Annotated in this window: 15 protein-coding genes; 7 read left to right on the top strand and 8 right to left on the bottom strand. The window is 60.7% G+C overall.

Annotated features, from left to right (window positions below):
- Positions 1-137: 137 nt before the first annotated feature.
- From ACFRAH_RS06890 to ACFRAH_RS06880, 3 genes are all read left to right on the top strand, one after another.
- A complete protein-coding gene (locus ACFRAH_RS06890; RefSeq protein WP_377990162.1) occupies positions 138-1,490 on the top strand; it encodes an LLM class flavin-dependent oxidoreductase in 1,353 nt (450 codons plus the stop codon).
- Positions 1,491-1,608: 118 nt separating this feature from the next.
- Complete coding sequence (locus ACFRAH_RS06885; RefSeq protein ID WP_377990161.1) at positions 1,609-2,130, top strand: flavin reductase family protein; 522 nt, start codon at positions 1,609-1,611, stop codon at positions 2,128-2,130.
- Positions 2,131-2,494: 364 nt separating this feature from the next.
- Positions 2,495-2,890 (top strand): NUDIX domain-containing protein, encoded by a 396-nt coding sequence (locus ACFRAH_RS06880; RefSeq protein WP_377990160.1) that lies wholly within the window; start codon positions 2,495-2,497, stop codon positions 2,888-2,890.
- A 571-nt stretch (positions 2,891-3,461) separates the two neighbouring features.
- Here ACFRAH_RS06880 and ACFRAH_RS06875 read toward each other — a convergent pair.
- Both ACFRAH_RS06875 and ACFRAH_RS06870 read right to left on the bottom strand, forming a co-directional pair.
- Positions 3,462-4,154: a hypothetical protein gene (locus ACFRAH_RS06875; RefSeq protein ID WP_377990159.1), complete on the bottom strand. Its 693-nt coding sequence runs from the start codon at positions 4,152-4,154 to the stop codon at positions 3,462-3,464.
- 280 nt (positions 4,155-4,434) lie between these two features.
- Positions 4,435-4,755, bottom strand: a complete 321-nt coding sequence (locus ACFRAH_RS06870) for an Lsr2 family protein (protein WP_377990158.1) — start codon at positions 4,753-4,755, stop codon at positions 4,435-4,437.
- Positions 4,756-5,027: 272 nt separating this feature from the next.
- Here ACFRAH_RS06870 and ACFRAH_RS06865 point away from each other — a divergent pair, with 272 nt between their 5' ends.
- Entirely contained in the window at positions 5,028-5,804 is a 777-nt protein-coding gene (locus ACFRAH_RS06865) for a plasmid pRiA4b ORF-3 family protein (RefSeq protein WP_377990157.1), read from the top strand.
- A gap of 47 nt (positions 5,805-5,851) precedes the next feature.
- Here ACFRAH_RS06865 and ACFRAH_RS06860 read toward each other — a convergent pair whose 3' ends face one another.
- Positions 5,852-6,145 carry a hypothetical protein gene (locus ACFRAH_RS06860; RefSeq protein WP_377990156.1) on the bottom strand — a complete coding sequence of 98 codons (294 nt, stop codon included), beginning with the start codon at positions 6,143-6,145 and terminating at the stop codon, positions 5,852-5,854.
- Between the two features lie 28 nt (positions 6,146-6,173).
- Here ACFRAH_RS06860 and ACFRAH_RS06855 point away from each other — a divergent pair, with 28 nt between their 5' ends.
- A complete protein-coding gene (locus ACFRAH_RS06855) occupies positions 6,174-6,539 on the top strand; it encodes a hypothetical protein (protein ID WP_377990155.1) in 366 nt (121 codons plus the stop codon).
- A gap of 576 nt (positions 6,540-7,115) precedes the next feature.
- Here ACFRAH_RS06855 and ACFRAH_RS06850 read toward each other — a convergent pair.
- Both ACFRAH_RS06850 and ACFRAH_RS06845 read right to left on the bottom strand, forming a co-directional pair.
- Positions 7,116-7,343, bottom strand: coding sequence for a DUF2188 domain-containing protein (locus tag ACFRAH_RS06850; RefSeq protein WP_377990154.1), 228 nt, complete (start codon positions 7,341-7,343; stop codon positions 7,116-7,118).
- 355 nt (positions 7,344-7,698) lie between these two features.
- Positions 7,699-8,091: a hypothetical protein gene (locus ACFRAH_RS06845; RefSeq protein ID WP_377990153.1), complete on the bottom strand. Its 393-nt coding sequence runs from the start codon at positions 8,089-8,091 to the stop codon at positions 7,699-7,701.
- A gap of 198 nt (positions 8,092-8,289) precedes the next feature.
- Here ACFRAH_RS06845 and ACFRAH_RS06840 point away from each other — a divergent pair, with 198 nt between their 5' ends.
- A complete protein-coding gene (locus tag ACFRAH_RS06840; protein WP_377990152.1) occupies positions 8,290-8,658 on the top strand; it encodes a hypothetical protein in 369 nt (122 codons plus the stop codon).
- 369 nt (positions 8,659-9,027) lie between these two features.
- On the opposite strand, the gene ACFRAH_RS06835 is transcribed toward ACFRAH_RS06840, so the two are convergent.
- Positions 9,028-10,941, bottom strand: a complete 1,914-nt coding sequence (locus ACFRAH_RS06835; RefSeq protein WP_377990151.1) for an ATP-dependent endonuclease — start codon at positions 10,939-10,941, stop codon at positions 9,028-9,030.
- A 121-nt stretch (positions 10,942-11,062) separates the two neighbouring features.
- Here ACFRAH_RS06835 and ACFRAH_RS06830 point away from each other — a divergent pair, with 121 nt between their 5' ends.
- On the top strand, positions 11,063-12,298 hold the full coding sequence (locus ACFRAH_RS06830; RefSeq protein ID WP_377990150.1) for a hypothetical protein: 1,236 nt from the start codon (positions 11,063-11,065) through the stop codon (positions 12,296-12,298).
- Positions 12,299-12,939: 641 nt separating this feature from the next.
- Here ACFRAH_RS06830 and ACFRAH_RS06825 read toward each other — a convergent pair.
- The gene (locus ACFRAH_RS06825) at positions 12,940-14,697 is read right to left on the bottom strand and encodes a CocE/NonD family hydrolase (RefSeq protein WP_377990149.1); all 1,758 of its coding nucleotides are present in this window, start codon (positions 14,695-14,697) and stop codon (positions 12,940-12,942) included.
- The gene (locus ACFRAH_RS06820) at positions 14,694-16,034 is read right to left on the bottom strand and encodes an MFS transporter (RefSeq protein WP_377990148.1); all 1,341 of its coding nucleotides are present in this window, start codon (positions 16,032-16,034) and stop codon (positions 14,694-14,696) included. The genes ACFRAH_RS06825 and ACFRAH_RS06820 overlap by 4 nt, the downstream gene beginning before the upstream one ends.
- Between the last annotated feature and the right edge of the window lie 175 nt (positions 16,035-16,209).

Here is a 16,209-nt window from a genome sequence, read left to right as displayed (position 1 = left end):
CCAATGACGCTTAGCCAAAGCCCGCATCGAAAATTCACGGCACAGGGTTGTCCTCCCAGTTCAGATTTTATAAAATACAAAAAACAAATTGACTGATGGTTCTGAGAAGGAACCAAGCGAGATTGAAGGAGAACGTTATGAGCGAGGCAGTAGCCGATCGCAAGCAGGCGGTGCTGAACCTGTTCACCTCGGTGTTCCACCGGGGATCATGGCGCGAGCAGGGCGTTGACCCGGAACAGTGGATCAATCCGGACCTGTACAAGTTCTACGCAACCGAGGCGGAGCGCGGAAAGCTGCACGCACTATTCGTGGCCGACACCTGGAGCCTGACCTACGCCGAAGGCAAGGATGAGGTCCTCGAAAAGAGCGCATGGCTATTCCGTCCGGAGCCGTTCACCCTCGCCGCAGCCCTGTCGCAGGTCACAGAGCGCGTCGGTCTGATCGTTTCAGGCAACACGACGTTCGTGCCGCCGTATCTCATGGCCCGTCAGCTGGCGATGCTCGACCACCTGAGCAACGGCCGGGCCGGCTGGAACATCGTGACCGGCCACCTGGGCACCGAACCTGCCAACTTCGGCCAGTCCGGAATGCTGCAGCACGAACTCCGGTACGAAAAAGCAGAAGAATACTTCAACGTGCTCACCGGGCTCTGGGACAGCTTCGAGTCGGACTCGTTCCTGCGGGATCAGCAAAGCGGTCAGTTCCTCGACGTCACGAAGATGCACCGCCTCAACCATGAAGGACAGTTCTTCTCGGTAGCAGGTCCCCTCAACTCTCCCCGCACACCCCAGGGCTATCCCGTTTTCGCCCAAGCCGGAGTCTCGGCAGATGGCAAGTCGTTCGCTGCACGGCACGCAGAAATCATGTTCATCGCACTCAAAGATCTAGAGTCGTCCCGCGTCCTCTACCGCGAAATGAAGCAGAAGGCCGTTGAAGCTGGCCGCGACCCCGAGCACCTGAAGATCCTTCCCTGGCTGGAACTGGTCGTCGAAGACACCGACGAGGAAGCCCAGGCCAAGCTCGCCGAACTGAACGGACTTGTCGACCCTGCCGTTGCCCTGGACCTGCTGGAACAGACGCTCTACTTCGATCTCTCGGGCTACCCGCTCGACGGGCCGCTCCCGGAAATTCCGGTGAACAAGGACAGGCACCAGAGCCGGCAGCAAGCCGCCGTGGACCTCGCCCGCCGCGAAAACCTGACCATCCGAGAACTTGCCATGCGATGGAGCTCAGGCGACTCAGGAGCTTTCGCCGGATCCCCGGCAACGATCGCCGACTTCATCGAAGAGTGGGTCACCACGGAAGGAAGCGACGGGTTCAACCTCTCCTTCGCAAATCCCTGGAGGTCCCTGCCCAAGTTCATCGACCAGGTCGTGCCTGAACTGCAGCGCCGCGGCGTCTTCCGCACCGAATTCACTGGCCGGACACTGCGGGAGAACCTCGGGCTGCCCATTCCGCAAAACAGCAACACGGCGCTCGTCGCCAAGTAACCGCCGCTCGGCGCCCTCACGCGAGGGCGCCGAGCACCACCGGCACCATCCGGCCGCCGGGGGGAAGCAAACAAAACGATGTGGTGGATAAGACCACCGCGAAAGGAACATGATCATCATGAGTCAGCTCAAAGTAGCCGCATTCGAAGACGACACGCTGCTGGTACGCCAAACCTTCGCGCAGTTCCCCTCCGGCGTGTCCGTCCTCGCTGTGGAGAAGCAGGGCGAAAAACACGCACTCGTGGCCTCCTCCTTCATGGTGGGAGTTTCCCTCGAACCCTGCTTGGTCGCCGTCGCAGTCCAGAAGTCCTCCGAAACCTGGGACCTCATGAAAGACGCAGCCTCGATCGGAGTCTCAATCTTCGCCAAAAACCAGGGATGGCTGACGCGAAAGCTTGCCAGCAAAGACCGGGCCTCACGCTTCGACGGAGTCTCCGCCGAAGTCGGCAACAACGGAGCCGTATTCATCGACGACGCAGCTCTGTGGCTGGAGACCTCCGTATATGACGTATCCGAGTCCGGTGACCACTGGATGATCCTGCTGGAGGTCGTGAAGCTCGGGTCGGGCGAAAACGACCCGCTGATTTGGCACGGAGCCAAATTCCGTGAACTCGCCGCCATGGAATCAATCGCTTCCTGACACGAGCCTGCTGCGCATCACACGGACGCCGGACCTCAACACGAGGACTCAGGCGCTGATGCACCACCCCGACCATTACTCATCCCGACTGGGACCACGTCAAGAAAGAGGGTAGCCGGAGTGCTGAACGCACCAATCTTCCCCAACGACGAGTCCGGACCCTTCGGATCGCAGCGCAAATCGTCCGGCCCCGAAACCCGCCTCGGGGACCCGGTTGCTTGCTCACCATGGCCTCTACCTTGAGCAGGCCTACGCCCACCAGACGACAGCGCACTAAACGCCAAGGATCCGAGGGGAGGCAACCATGACCGTCGTAGCCGATGCAAAAACTCACACCCCGGAGACCCCAGCAAGTCACAGTGTCGTGGCAGTCGTCCTCCAATGGCGCGGAAAAATCGCCATGCTCAAGAGAAGCAACACCGTAGGTCACGACCGCGGACGATGGCACTGCATCACCGGATACCTTGAACCAGGTGCGTCGCCACGGGAACAGGCAGTCCTGGAGCTGGCAGAGGAAACCGGCCTGACCCGAACCGAAATCCTTGACCTAGCACCAGGGCCAACGCTCACCCTGATCGACAACACGGGCGCAACCTGGATCGTTCACACCTTCACCGCCATGACCTCCAAGCGCAGGCTCTCACTGGACTGGGAACACGAGTCCTTCAGATGGACAGCCCCGGAAAAGACCGCCCGATTCGCCAACCGCGTTCCCTGGCTCGACACAGTCCTCGCAGCCACAGGACACCTCGGCCTCTGAGCCCTCACACAGGACTCAGGAGGCGAGATGTGCTGGTGGTGCCCCAGACTTGAGTGTCCCACTACCAAGAAAGTGGGACATGCCGGTCAAACTCACAAAACTCACTAAACTCACAAGGACTCACGTGCGGGGCGTCCGCCCGGACGGTCATAGGTCGGAGGCAGCTGCTGAAGAGCCTGTGGCCGGTGAGCGACCCCGCACCGGACGCTGGACGTGCTGGGGGGAGACGCCCAGGGTCCGGTGCTCCTGACTTCGCCGGCAGGATGGCGTTCATCCGGCGCGCCAAGTCTGGGCAAGGGAGCCTGCGGAAACATTGCGGAACCTTGGAACTACGTGACCGGGTCTTCCATTCATCGGCTACTCGAACAGTTGTTTTCGACGCCCACGCCGCCGGCCCGCCCGCCAGCCTGGCACCGTCCGGTCCAGTTTCATGGGTGCGCAGCACAGGGCAGCAGACGCGGCAGGCTACATCTTGGGCGGCGGGTGGCCTTGACGCCCGTCCAAAACCGCGACCGGTCCTGCCCGGACTTGGGGGACTGGGCGCCGACGGGTGCTCCGGCCTGCTTCCTCTTCAGACTTTGCCTGCCACGTTCCCCTCACTTGGCGGCGGCTCGGCATCGGAGTCACTATCAATCCTGTACAGCACCTCGCTGGTGTCGGTGAACTGGTCGATGTCCTGGAGGGTGATGTTCAGTGCCGTGGAGCGGTTGCGCAGGTACTGGACCAACTCTTTCTGGGGCCAGAAGAGCTGATCGATGTAGGAAAGAGATGTCTGTCCACGGGCTTTCGTGTACTCCCGGACCGCTGCAGGGTCGGTAATGCGGCTGCCATAGCTGAGTTCGACGTCGACGTCGCCCAGTGGGTCGATCTCTGGCTTCAGGTAGCTGCCGAAAAGCCGAAGCCGTGCGATGAACAGCGGCCTGCCGGGCTCGGCGTTGTAGTGGTGTGCGCGCTCCAGCAGCCCGGCGACCAGGCGGTCGGCAGTTTTCCGGCTGGTCGGTTTCCCAAAGCTGGCCATGGCCAGCGCATTGCCCAGGATGGTCGCCTCCCACCAGACGTAGCCGTCATCGTCGACATCGGACTTGGCGAGGTAGCCGGCCGCCTCCAGGCGGGCGAAGACAGCCCCGCCGTCGTCGATGCCGCTCTTGCGCAGGAGATTGTCGGCCGTTTCCTGGACGGAGGCGCCACCCTGGTACAGGCGGACGAGGCTGCGTGCCACCGTCGCGGGCAATCCGGCGATGATGTCCGACTTGGCGACTCTCATGAAGAAAGCCTAAGCGCGCCGGCCGGAGACACTTCGGGCGCAACACCTAATTCAGGGCGTGCACCACCAGGGGCGGAATTCAGAATGGCAACAACTGCTGACCGGTCCCGGGGGAGCGGCGCGTGCAGGGTTTCACGGCATGACGCCTTCAAGCACCAAAGGAAACAGCTCGAACGGGCCGACTTTAATCCGGGGCCTAATACGATTGCTACTTTAACGTCAACTGGTTTAAGAGCCGACTACTGCCGCGCCGGCCGGCGCGGTTTGCCGCGGTATTTGGTCAGTGGGCGGCCTGGTACTTTTCGACGATGTCGGCCTGGATCCGGCCGCGGGTATTGACCTGCAGCCCGTTATCAATGGCCCACAGGCGGATGGCCTTGGCGTCCACGCCAATCGCCGGCTTGCGGGGCTGGCGGCCCCGTCCTCCTGTGATCTTCCGGGCGGCGTGGATATACCGGCCCAGGGCCTCGCGGAGTTCGTTGGCGTGTCCGGTGTTCAGGTCGATCTCATATTCGGCGCCGTCGACAGCAAAACTAATGGTTTCGTCTGCTTCGGATCCGTCGAGATCATCTTCCAAAATAACGACTGTTTTGCGTGCCATGCACCAAGATTATCACCCTCTAGACCATGAAGAATAAATCAATTGCGACAGATGATTGGTCTAATTGGTATTCCCCGATTCTGCACCATTCAGCGCGTATGTGATGATGTGCAAATGTGTCGCAGTGGCTTATTTGACTTTCTTTTGGGCCGTTATTCCGGTAGGGCCCGGATTGTGGGGATGGCTTTTTCGTTGACCGTGCGCATCGGGGTTTTTGGGTGCGGGCGACGGCGGTTCGGGAATTGGCCGGCGGCGTCTGGAAGGATGGTTCCGTGGAACAGGAGCACGGGATGTCGGACCCGGACGGAAACGCTTGGGTTCTGGACGTGCGGGTGGAGCTGGTTGAGACCGACCCGCTGATCTGGCGCCGGCTTGAGCTGCTGGGGTCGTTGTCCCTGGACCGCGTCCACGAGGCCCTGCAGACGGCCTTCGGCTGGGAGGACTTGCATCTGCACCGGTTCACCGACGGCCACCCCTTCATGCCGCTGCGGCCCGTCAACGGCGAATATCCCGACCCGCCGCAATGGATGCCCCGGCACTGGTGTGAAGAACCAACGGACCTGGCGGAAGAGGGCTGCACCCTGCAGGAGCTGTTCACCAGCGGCTCGGGGACCGCGTTCTACGAGTACGACTTCGGAGACAGCTGGCTGCACCGGCTTGATCTGGTATCCCGCCGGCCCGCACGGGGCGTTACCCCGCCGGCCCTGCTGGTTGACGGCGCCAGGCGTGGCCCGTTGGAAGACTGTGGTGGTTTTCCCGGATACGAAGAACTTCTGGACGCCCTGGCTGACCCGACGCATCCGCAGCACACCGAATGCGTGGAGTGGGTGGCCGACATGACAGGAACCGAGGAGGCCTTTGACGCGGCCTTTCTGGACGTCGCCGCGGTGAACTGCTCACTGGCGGCGGCCACGCTGGGCCTCCCGTCGCCCACAGCCCCCGATGGGGGAGCCGGAGCTTCGGCTCCCGCTAGCAGCGAAGGCGAGAAGCCAGGAACGCGCGCACAGCGGCACATGTCGACGCCGCCACCGGGTTGCCGGAAGCTATGACCGGCAGGGCCAGCCCCCCGAAAGCGGCGGTCGGCGACAAACCGGCCTTAGCATATGGCGCCAGCCTGCCGCAGCCGCAGCGGGGCATCGCCGAAGCGGTCGATGCGCCGGCGGCCAAGGCGCTGCCTGGCCTCCGGCGCTCCGTGAAGCGGGGCATGTTGCTCAAACGTGTCGCCCAATCCCATGGTGCGTACCTGTTCACTGCAGTTCTTGATCAACTCTTGAGCAAAGGCGGGCGGGGTCTTGAGCGGAGTGGGGAAGGCTGGACGGAGGCCGCGCGGCAGCTTCCCGGCCTCAGGAATAAGGAATACAACTTCAATGACACATGCAACCTTGCCCACAGCAGGTCCATCCGGGCACGGACCAGGGGTGACGGGGCTTGCGTTTGACCGTTCCGTGCCTGTTTACGACGCACTGCAGCTGATGGAGCTCGCTGACGAAGCCGGCGAAGCGGCCGCGAAGAGGTTCCTCAATGAATACTCGCAACTGCTGCCGCACCGTCAGGCCCGGATCCTCCAGGAGCTGGCTAACGGGGATGCGGAGGCAGCAACGGATGCCATCATCAGCCTGAGAATCACTTCCACCATGGCTGGGGCAGCCCGGCTAAGCAGCTACTGCAGGCATTTGCAGGACCAGGTGGAGCTGGGAAATACGTACACAGAGGAGGTGGCGGCGGACCTTCGGGAACTGGTGTCCGCTTTTGTCCGGGAAGTGAACGGCGCCCGGCGCGACTGATCGGCGGCTCCCGGTGGACCTCAGGGGTCCCGATTTGCTTCTCGGCGAGCTGGCGGCGCGCGACGGTGCAGTGAACAGGTTTCCCCAGAGGGTAAGTCCGGTCATCAGATCAGAACACGGTCAGCGGCGGACGGTCTGACGCCCGGCGGACATTGCTGCAGGAGACTGCCGGCGGCGGCGTACGGGCCGTTACGGCACCAAACGTCCCGCCGCCGCTCGAAGAAAAGCTCGCATTTGAAATATAATTTACGCTCGGGTAACTTAGCCGTGGGCAGGCCCCAATCCCCCCAAGTTGTGGTCGCCGCCCACGGAAGACCCCGGAGCTCCTCCCCAGATTGGTGCGGGGTTTTTTCGCGCCCAGAGCGGGAGTAGTGTTGTCCGCGCCCGCACCCTTCAGGCGAGCAGTTGCGCAGGAGCACCTATGCCACTGCCGGGCATTCCGGCAGCGAAGCTTCCTCCGCGCGGGCCCTGAATCAGACACCGAATCGCATGCCCCGGCGTGCCGATACCCGCGCCAACATAGGCCGGCCGGCATGCCGCCGGGTTTATCCGCATGGACGGCTCTCGTGCCCGTGATCAGCCCGGGACGTTCCTGGGGTCGCCGCCGTGACTGTTCTTCTCGGCAATCCGGCCGTCCTGGTTCTTAATAACGTGCTCGACCTTGTCAGCTTTTGCGGCGTCCCGGCCGGCGGCTACTGCTTCATCCTTGGTGCTGTAGCCGGCCCCGAATGCCCGCCCGGCGCCTTCGCGCCTGTTCTTCCACTCGCCGTCTTCGTAATACGTCTCGATGTCACCCAGAGCCATTGCACACTCCCTCCGCCGTTCCGGACTACTGACAACTGCTGCGCAATTGCACACCGCGAAAGGCTCCCCGGCACGAGTCGTGCGGCGAAGCCCTCCTGACAGCTGCTCCGCCATACGGGCCAGAGAAGCTGACACCAACCTAATAGACAGCATGCTTACGTCTCAAGCTCGCCGTCTCACGACCCCGGCGCACCGGCAAGCCAATGAACCCCGGCCGCCGGCGTGCGATGCGCCGGATGTGTTGAACGGTCGGGCGGGAATACGTCTCGCGCAGTGACCGGTGCGAGTCAGCCCGATTGGAAAAGAGCAGCGGCCGCGGAGCTGTCCGGGGCGAAACAGATGCGCGATTCCGCATCTAACCTGCCGCCGCGAAGGCTCTGGCGGCGGCCAGGACCGCCTGCGCCGCGTCCTCGACCTGGCCTTCGCGCAGGAGACGCGCCGGCGGCACGTCGCCCAGCTGGGGGTTCATGCCCTGGAACCACGCCTGGACCACGGCCCGGGAATCGCGCTCCGCCAGCAGCGCGGCCACGTGGTAGGCATGGCGGAGCCGGGTCATCACCTCAGCCGAGGGTTTCCGTTCACCGTCGGCCCACTGGCGCACGGCCCGGGTTTCCTTCACCGAACCGATGTAAGCAACGAGCTTCGCGCCGAGGATGTCCCGCAGGTCACGGACCAACTCCGGCTCGGGAAGCCGGATGGAGTCCTGATGCGCCTTCAGCCCTCCGCGGGCTCCTGCAACAGCTGTCATGCCCCCATGCTGCCATGAAGAACACGTTGTTTCAATGGCTAAATCACACCCTGAATCACAGGTCCGGGAACGCCGATAACGAGCCTTATGTAAAGCAGTACTCTGCGTATCCCATCAGATGAATCAGCCAGCCCCTCTCACGCGGCATTGCCGCTGCTACGCTTGGCCAAGAGGATTCCACATATCGGATTGAGCTTGATGGACACGAACGACATGGACGACCCCACAGCCGACATGGAGATGTCGCCGACGGAAGCCGCTGGCTACCTGAGCGGTTTGGTTGGCTACAGCGTCAGCGCTGAGGTCCTGGACAGCCTGAGGGCGCTTGGCCGCGGCCCTGTCGCAGAGCAACAAGGCCAAACCCTGACATACCGCCGATCGGCGCTCGATGCATTCCTCCAGGAAAACGGCACGGATCCGACGGCTTGGATGGCTGGCGTGTGGCGGAACGTCGCGGACCAATACGAGGCCGCTACTGCCGAGCATCCCGAACTGCGGTCCGCTCGACTAATCGAAAAATGGAGAAGCCGGGACAACGGCGACTGGGATCCCGACAAGGCCAAGTAAAAGGCAGAATCGGGAGCTCGCTCTTGCACCACCGGACTTCCAGGCCACTCGGGTCTGCGACGGAGCATCTCCCCCGCCCACCCCTGGTTGCTGATAGTCCAAGTTATGTAAAGCTAGAGCGGAGAGGGCTCCCCAAAAGCCTTGTGGCGAGCATCCGGTGGTGCCTTCCGGGACTGGGATGATCACAGCCACTCATAATCTCGTGGCGCAGCGTCTATCCTGGCACCGGCAATTTGGTGAGGCTCCCAATCAATAGCGGTCGGCCGGAGCTTCGATCCATTATGTAGACCTGCGGTTGGGAATTCCTAAAAGACCGGGCGAGTCGGAACTGATAGTGGACGTTACGTGAAGTTAGTCGTCTTCCCGGAGCTAGAGAAAGGAATTGATTCGCTTGAACAGAAGCTCAGCACGATCAAGGCTGGTGGTCGAAACCTTAAAGCTGCCCTGTTTTTGAAGTAGATACTTGGCCGGCGTGTAGTGGTTCAGTCGACCGTTGTTAATTTTCCGCTCCTTCAGCACTGCGGCAACCCTATGCGTAATCCGGTCACCCTTGGGAAGGTCGGAAACCTTGAGCGACTGACCGCCCAACTGGCCCGAGTATGCACCGTTTACGAGCCGTAGGTAGAAAGCCGCATCCAGGAGGTCCTCAACGTCCGCCTCATCTCTGCCCACGACGTCGCTGATCAGGATCACTCCGGCTTGCGCCAATTTTCCTGCTGCTCGAAGTTTTTGGACGGACTCTTGGTCATTTAGGGAAGCATCCGCGAGGACAGCGATATTCAGCTTGTTCGCCCCTAGGAGAGTGACGAATGCTGGCAATTTGGCAATCCCGCCGATGGGAGCAAGGGCCCACCGCGGGTCCAGGCCCTCGCGTCCCGCTGCTTCCAGCGCACTCGATAAAACCTCTAGATAAATGATGTCTGACGGGCCTTCAACAATAAGCGTGTCAGGCGCCACAAAAAGTGTCTGGGCTAGATCAATCCCCATTGCAGCGTGTAGAGGGAAAGATGTTTCCGAATCGGCGTACATAACTTCCGAAGAAATCTTTGTTCCCGAGCCGTCCTTGTCGATCACTGTACGGACTCTTCCGAACGCGTGAGGATTGATCATGAATGGTGAGTGAGTGGTAAACAGCACTTGATGTTTAGGAGCGAGCCGCTCATCGATGAATCGCAGGAGATCCGCTTGAGCAGAAGCGTGAAGGTTGATTCCTGGTTCGTCCAACAGCAGGATAAGGGGCTGCTCCGACTCTGACTCTAGGTGAGAGAAGTAGGCGAGGAAAGAAAAGAACCAGACGAAGCCTCGAGATCGCTCATCAAATGGGACGGTTACTCTGTGCCGTTGATTCTCAACTCGTATCTGTAAGAGTGGTACAGAATTGAGGGGCGGGACCGCGCCCGTCTCGGCCTTTTCAATGAGATTGATCTTTACGGCCAGGTTTTTGTTCTGGGACCAGTACTGGAAAACTTCCTCCGAAATACTGTTGGAAGCGTTTTCGGAATCACGAATCAGGTGTTCGTGGCTTTCGGGAGACAGAAAATCTTCCAGCTCGACATCGGCAGCGTCCAGTAGAGAAACGACAGCCTGTTCACTCCGAGTTAGAGTCTCAGCATCTCGCTTGTTTACCAAGTCCGGAATCGAGACCATGCCAGGCATAGAGTCATAATCGTCAAAGTAAACGAACTTCGGCCTTCGCTTAGACAAAATGTCTATCGCGGCCAAAGAGGCTTTTGATTTTCGCCAGCCTTCAATCTTACTCCTGGCCTCGAGCACTGAAGGAGTTGGGATCTCCACGGACGTGAGAACTGAGAGCAGCGATTCCAAGTCCGTAACACCGTCAAGGCGCGTCTGCTCAGACGGAGGCAGCTCGATGTCACGAGTCAGAAAAGCGATGACAGCTGACTCGTTGATGCTCACATCCCAAGTTGTTCCACCATCGTAGTTATAGCCAGTTGTGACTGACACTTCGTTGCTCGCCAGGGCGTCATGGCCGAGGCTGGATTCCACCGCCGCCACGTCTGGGGCCTCTAGCTCATATGTAAGGACAGTAACCTCAATCTTGCCGGCGTTCTTTCGTTCGCGTGCCTTCGTGGTTGGATAATCCAACCCCATATCAAAGGCCGCTTTCTTCTCGATCGGGTTGCTCTTGTAGAGGGCTTGAAGGACGGCAGATTTTCCAGACTCGTTCTTTCCCACGAGAGCGGTGACGTCCCGCTCCACACTGAAAGAGCTGCCGTCCTCGATGCTGCGGTAACGCCGTACGGAAGCGTTGATGAGTTTCATGGTCCCCCTATGTCGTAGACAGATTATCTGAAGCTCGAACATTTTCTCGTCAGGCTAGCACTGTCACTTGACGGCCGGCCGATACTGATACCACGACCCATCACGGTGATAGATTCAGCTGATGATTTCTCCCAATAAACAGGGCTGGGTGAGGCGTCAGATCCATCGCCTTTCTGAAGAAGTGGACGTGGCACCCAACGGGCGACACGCCCCAAGAATGCCCAAGTTCTTGCCGATGCTTTTAACCTCTCTCGTTGCGGCGATGGGCGCCTTCTGGTTGCTGTTCGTAGGACTCGCTAGGTTATCGGGATACGAGGTAACACCCTGGGCGCCCCAATTGGGTTCGGTAGAGCCTGAGCGGCTGTTCGACATTACTCGAGCGGGAGCTACTGCAGCAGGAGTTCTGGCCGGGGTTTTTGCAATTGTCTACGCATATAGGAAGCAAAAGGTCCAAGAAGCCTCCGGTCGCCGAGAGGACAGTCAACATCTGGCACAGCGGTATCAAGACGCAGCCGAACAACTCGGTCATGAGAAGCAGGCGGTGGTGCTGGCGGGAGTCTACGCAATGTCCCGGCTGGCGGATGACTGGATCGATCAACGACAGCAATGTGTTGACGTCCTCTGCGCTTACCTGAGACTTTCGCAGTCTGCCGTTTCGGAAACAGGTCAGGAAATTGTTAGGCCAGATGAAGAAGTCGTAAAACGTGCCATCATCGCGGAGATTTTGAAGCATACGCGGGTTGACGGCGACCAAACTCGTTCCTGGAGTGACCTCAGCATTGATCTTTCAGGAGCTCGGTTGGAGGGCATACGTACATGGGAGAACAGATTCGAGATTTTAATACTTTCTGAGGCTCGCTTCTTCGGCGATAACAGCTTCATGGCTCAGCTGGGGGGCAGAATCGATCTAACCAATGCTCAAATTCACGGTTCCCTAAATCTGAGCCTTGAGAGTAGCGGTGGAAGAGTAAGCGCTTGGGGCGTGCATGTACATGACGGGGGCACCTTGCACGTTGGTCAGGAGTCCGGCGGAGGCCCGTCGTTCTCCTTTGGTTCAGCGACCGTTGACCACGGAGGCAGGCTGGCTGCCACAGTGCCGCCAGGAAGTCGAAAGAAGTCTTTCGATTTTTACAATGTCAGTGTGGCCGGCGAGTTGGTCGTCTACGGCAAGGGAGAAGAATGCGAAAAGGCTGCGGTCTACATGCGGGACGCCAAGACCAGCGGAGAAGGCCGCATTGGGTTCCAGCGGCAGATTGCTCGTGCTGAAAACGAGGTCGTGTTTCCGAAGCCTTCTTCCATGGCCGGAGTTAGGATGGGCGTGTTTACTGTTGGCGAGTGGGAAGTCGTTGAGGACTAGCTGACGTCGGCCACTGCCATAGTCGATCCCCGGCTTGGAGACTGCCGAGCGCGCCACAGATCGCTCATGGCGCTGTCTTACATCGATTCTTGACGCTCCTTCCGGAATCCCGCCACAGGTTCGGGACCACCCCGCGAGGCTAGGTCCTGCCGACCGGCAAGCGGCCAAGTCGCGGTGTTCCCGGTCAACTTCAAGGTTGAACTGCAGGATTTGGGACGAAACTGGGGCCAAGCGCTATCTAGCCGCGTTTCGCCATCCACCCTATCGTGCAGGCACGCAACTGAAACGCGCGGTTTCAGAGCGCGACGTCTTCGTAAGCAGGTGTGCAAAACATCCCCTACCCGACAGCTTTACAGAATCATTATTATCGGCGTTTTAGAAATAGGCGGGGGAGCGCCTGCAAAGGGGCTGATCTTGCCCACTATTCGTGGCGTTTTTCTTTCCAGCAGCCACACGGCGCGGCCGCTTGGCCCGTGAGCGCGGGCGAGGACCAATGGGGTCTGATGGTTCAAAGGGTCCAGGGGTGTGTGAACGGAACGAACCGGGGACGGGGTCTTAGCCCCATCCCCGGTTGGTTTTGTTGGGCCACTGTCGGTCTGCATTGTCTGTTGTGGGTGGCGCTGGCCCTTGGTGCTGGCGGTTTAGGCCTGGCTAGCGTTGTCCGTGAGGATTCCAAGGTTGATACGGCTGGGTGTGCCGCCGCCGAGGAAGATGTGCTGGTGGGCAACAACTGTCTCGGAGGAGTCCGCGGCGCGGGCGCCGGTGTTGAGGTTTCTGTCCCAGCGGGGATGGCAACTGGAGGTTATCTGGATCCTGATGCTGTCGCCGGGCTGGAATGTGCAGGCGGTGGACCAAAGGTTGATGTGGAACTCCTCTGCCTGGCCTGGGGTGAGTGGACGTTTCGGCGGTCCTGCATGGAAGACGCCGTCATCTGCACAGGCATCCCGCCACGAAGCCCGGACGACGCCGTCGGCAAGCCCTATGGATTGTCCGTCCGGGGTGACCCGGCACAGCCGGACAACGAAGTCCGTGTCCACTGCGCTTGAGGCCGCGAACAATGTGGCGGTGATATCACCGACGACCGTGAGCGGTTCTTCCAGAGGGGACGTGGTGAAGATGAGAACGTCGTCGCGGTTTTCCACTGCGCTTTGTTCTGCTGGGCCGGCGGGGTCTGCCCCCATGTGCATGGTGGCCCCGCCTGTTGTGGGAACAGGATTGAGGGGGTCATAGGAGTACTCCTCCACCCTCTGTGTCCCTGGCGCCTTCTGCAGGGAGCCCTGTTCGCCAAGGAAAAGGTCCATGCGGGTGTCCGGAGCAGGTAGCTCGTCGAAGGCCCGCCATTGGTTCTCACCCATGAAGTAAACCAGTGCGGGCGGAACCTCTGGTTCTGGGCCTTCATTGAGTACGTGGTGGAACCAGCTGGCATGGATGGAGGATAGATCCCCGTGCCCGTTGACGGCCGCTGATGAGGCCAGGGCACCGAAAGCTGTGTCCGGGAAGATTGCGCTGAAGTTTGTGTGGCTCCACGGGCCCAGGATGAGGTGTGGACGGGGCGCCGAATTCGTGCGGGATGCCTGGAGTTGGCTGCGGTACTGGGCCAGGGTGTTGGGGAGGAAGATATCGAACCATCCGCCGATGTGAAGCGTGGGATACGGGACTGGTTCGGAGGTGGGCCAGTCCCATGCCTGGGAGAGTTCCCCGCCGGGATCTTCACTGGCTGATGGGAGGATCACGGACTGCAGGAATCCGTTGGCCCTGGACTTGAGTTCGTTGACCGGAAGGGTGGCATAGGCTGCGCCGTCGGCGAACCCAGCGTCCAGTTCGTTCCAGACGTCAAGTTCACGGGCAAGCCGGCCCGGATCGCCCGCGCATTCCCGGTGAATCTCTTCGATGGCGATGGAGCTGTGCCCCCAGGAGAGGCGTGTTCCCAGTTCGAAGGCTCCTCCTCGGAAGAGTGCGCCGTTGTCAGCGTTTCCCGCGGCGCAGATGCCTGAGGCCAAGGCCGCGAGGCCCTGGGGTCGCCGGCGGGCGGCCCGCCATTGCGTCTCGGCGAAGTAGGAGCGGCCCCACATCCCGACCCGACCGGAGGAGTACGGCAGACTCGCCGCCCATTCAACGGTTTCCGCGCCATCGTTGGCTTCATGCTCGGCAGGCCTGAAGGTGCCGTCCGAGCCGTGGCGGCCACGAACATCCTGAAGTATGACGACGAAACCGCTGGCGGCGACTGTGGGTGGGTTGAAGTATGCGGAGTTGACGGCGAGGTCACGCCCGTAGGGAGTACGGGTGAGAAGGACGGGGAACTGCCCTTTGCTGGCCGGGCGGTACACGGTTGAGCGGAGGACTGTGCCGTCACTTAGCCGCGTTTCGACATCGGACTCAATGAGAACCTGGTGCTTCACACGGCACCGGCTTTCTTGCCCAGGTCTTCGGTGGCCGTGCGGTACGTCTCCCGGACGAACACGAGGGCGATGAAGGCCGACACGAGGCAGCAGGATGCCGTGAAGATGGCAACCGGCATCCAACCACCGGGGCCGGGACGGACGATTGCTGCCGCAATTGTGGGTGCAAAACCGGTCAGGATGAGGCCCAGCTGGGAGGAAATGGCCGCGCCCGAGTAGCGGATCCGGGTCTCGAACATCTCGGCGACCATAGCTGGTCCGAGCGGATTGACCATGGCATAGCCGACAGACATGAGCAGAATGCCGCTGACAAACACGAGCGGGATGTTTGAGCTTGAAACGGCCCAAAAATAGGCAAAAATAGCTGCGGCGCATGTCAGGTTCCCGGTAATGAAGACAGGCTTGCGGCCAATGCGGTCAGCAAGGATTCCAAAGAGCGGCTGGATTCCAACACTCAGCGCAGCGGTGAGGATGGTGACGGCAAGCATGACGCTGGCTGGAACCAGTTGCTCTTTTGCGGCGTAGGAGAGGCTGAACGCGGAGAAGATCGACGACACCACCGCCCAGACGCCGAAGGCAATTACCTTGAGGACTGTGCGCCAGTGGTCACGGACCACGACTTTGACGGGAAGTTCAAGCGCTTCCTTGGTCTCGATCTCGTGCTCGAAGACCTCTGCCTCGGGAAGCCGGCGGCGGATGATGAAGCCGGTAACGGCCACGAGGATGCTCGCCAGGAACGGGATGCGCCATCCCCAGGAAAGCAGCTGGTCCTGGGGCATCAGTGACACGAGCAGGAAAGCGATCGAGGCCAGCGTGATGCCCGCTGCTGCTCCTGTATTGACCCAGCTCGCGAAGAACGCGCGCCGGTTGGCAGGTGCGTGTTCAAGGGAGATCGTCACCGCGCCCACTGATTCACCAGCGGCGGAGATTCCCTGCACCACGCGCAACAGCACCAGCAGCACCGGGGCCGCTGCACCAATGGCAGCAGTGGGTGGAAGGCATCCGATTAGGAACGTGGCCAGACCCATGGCGACCAGCGTGAAGACGAGCATCTGCTTGCGGCCGATGCGGTCGCCGAAGTGGCCGATGAAGCCCGCGGCGAGGGGGCGCACCACGTAGCCGATGCCGATGGTGGCCATGGACAGGATCTGACCGAGTGCTGGGTCGATCCCGGGAAAAAAGATCTTGTTGAAGACAAGCGCGGAGGCGGCGCCATAGATGAAGAAGTCGTAGTACTCAAGCGTGCTGCCGACAAAGCTGGCAACGGCGGCCTTCCGGGCATGTTGGCCGGTGGGCGCCGCTACAGCGGGGACGGTGCTCGTGGGACCTGCGGTCATTGCGGATCTCCTGATAGTTACTGAGGAATGGGCGGAGGGTGCCTGACCGGTCCGAACGTCGATGTCAGAACCAGCGTAGTGGCGGGGGTCACTCCGGAAACTATGGTTGCGTTAAAACGTGCGCACGTCAATAAAAGTGCAAAGTTGTTTGAGATGGGTGAAACTAGGACTGTGC

It is taken from the genome of Arthrobacter sp. NPDC056727 (assembly GCF_042790555.1).
Taxonomy (GTDB): domain Bacteria; phylum Actinomycetota; class Actinomycetes; order Actinomycetales; family Micrococcaceae; genus Arthrobacter.
This window is presented reverse-complemented; position numbering and strand designations above follow the sequence as displayed.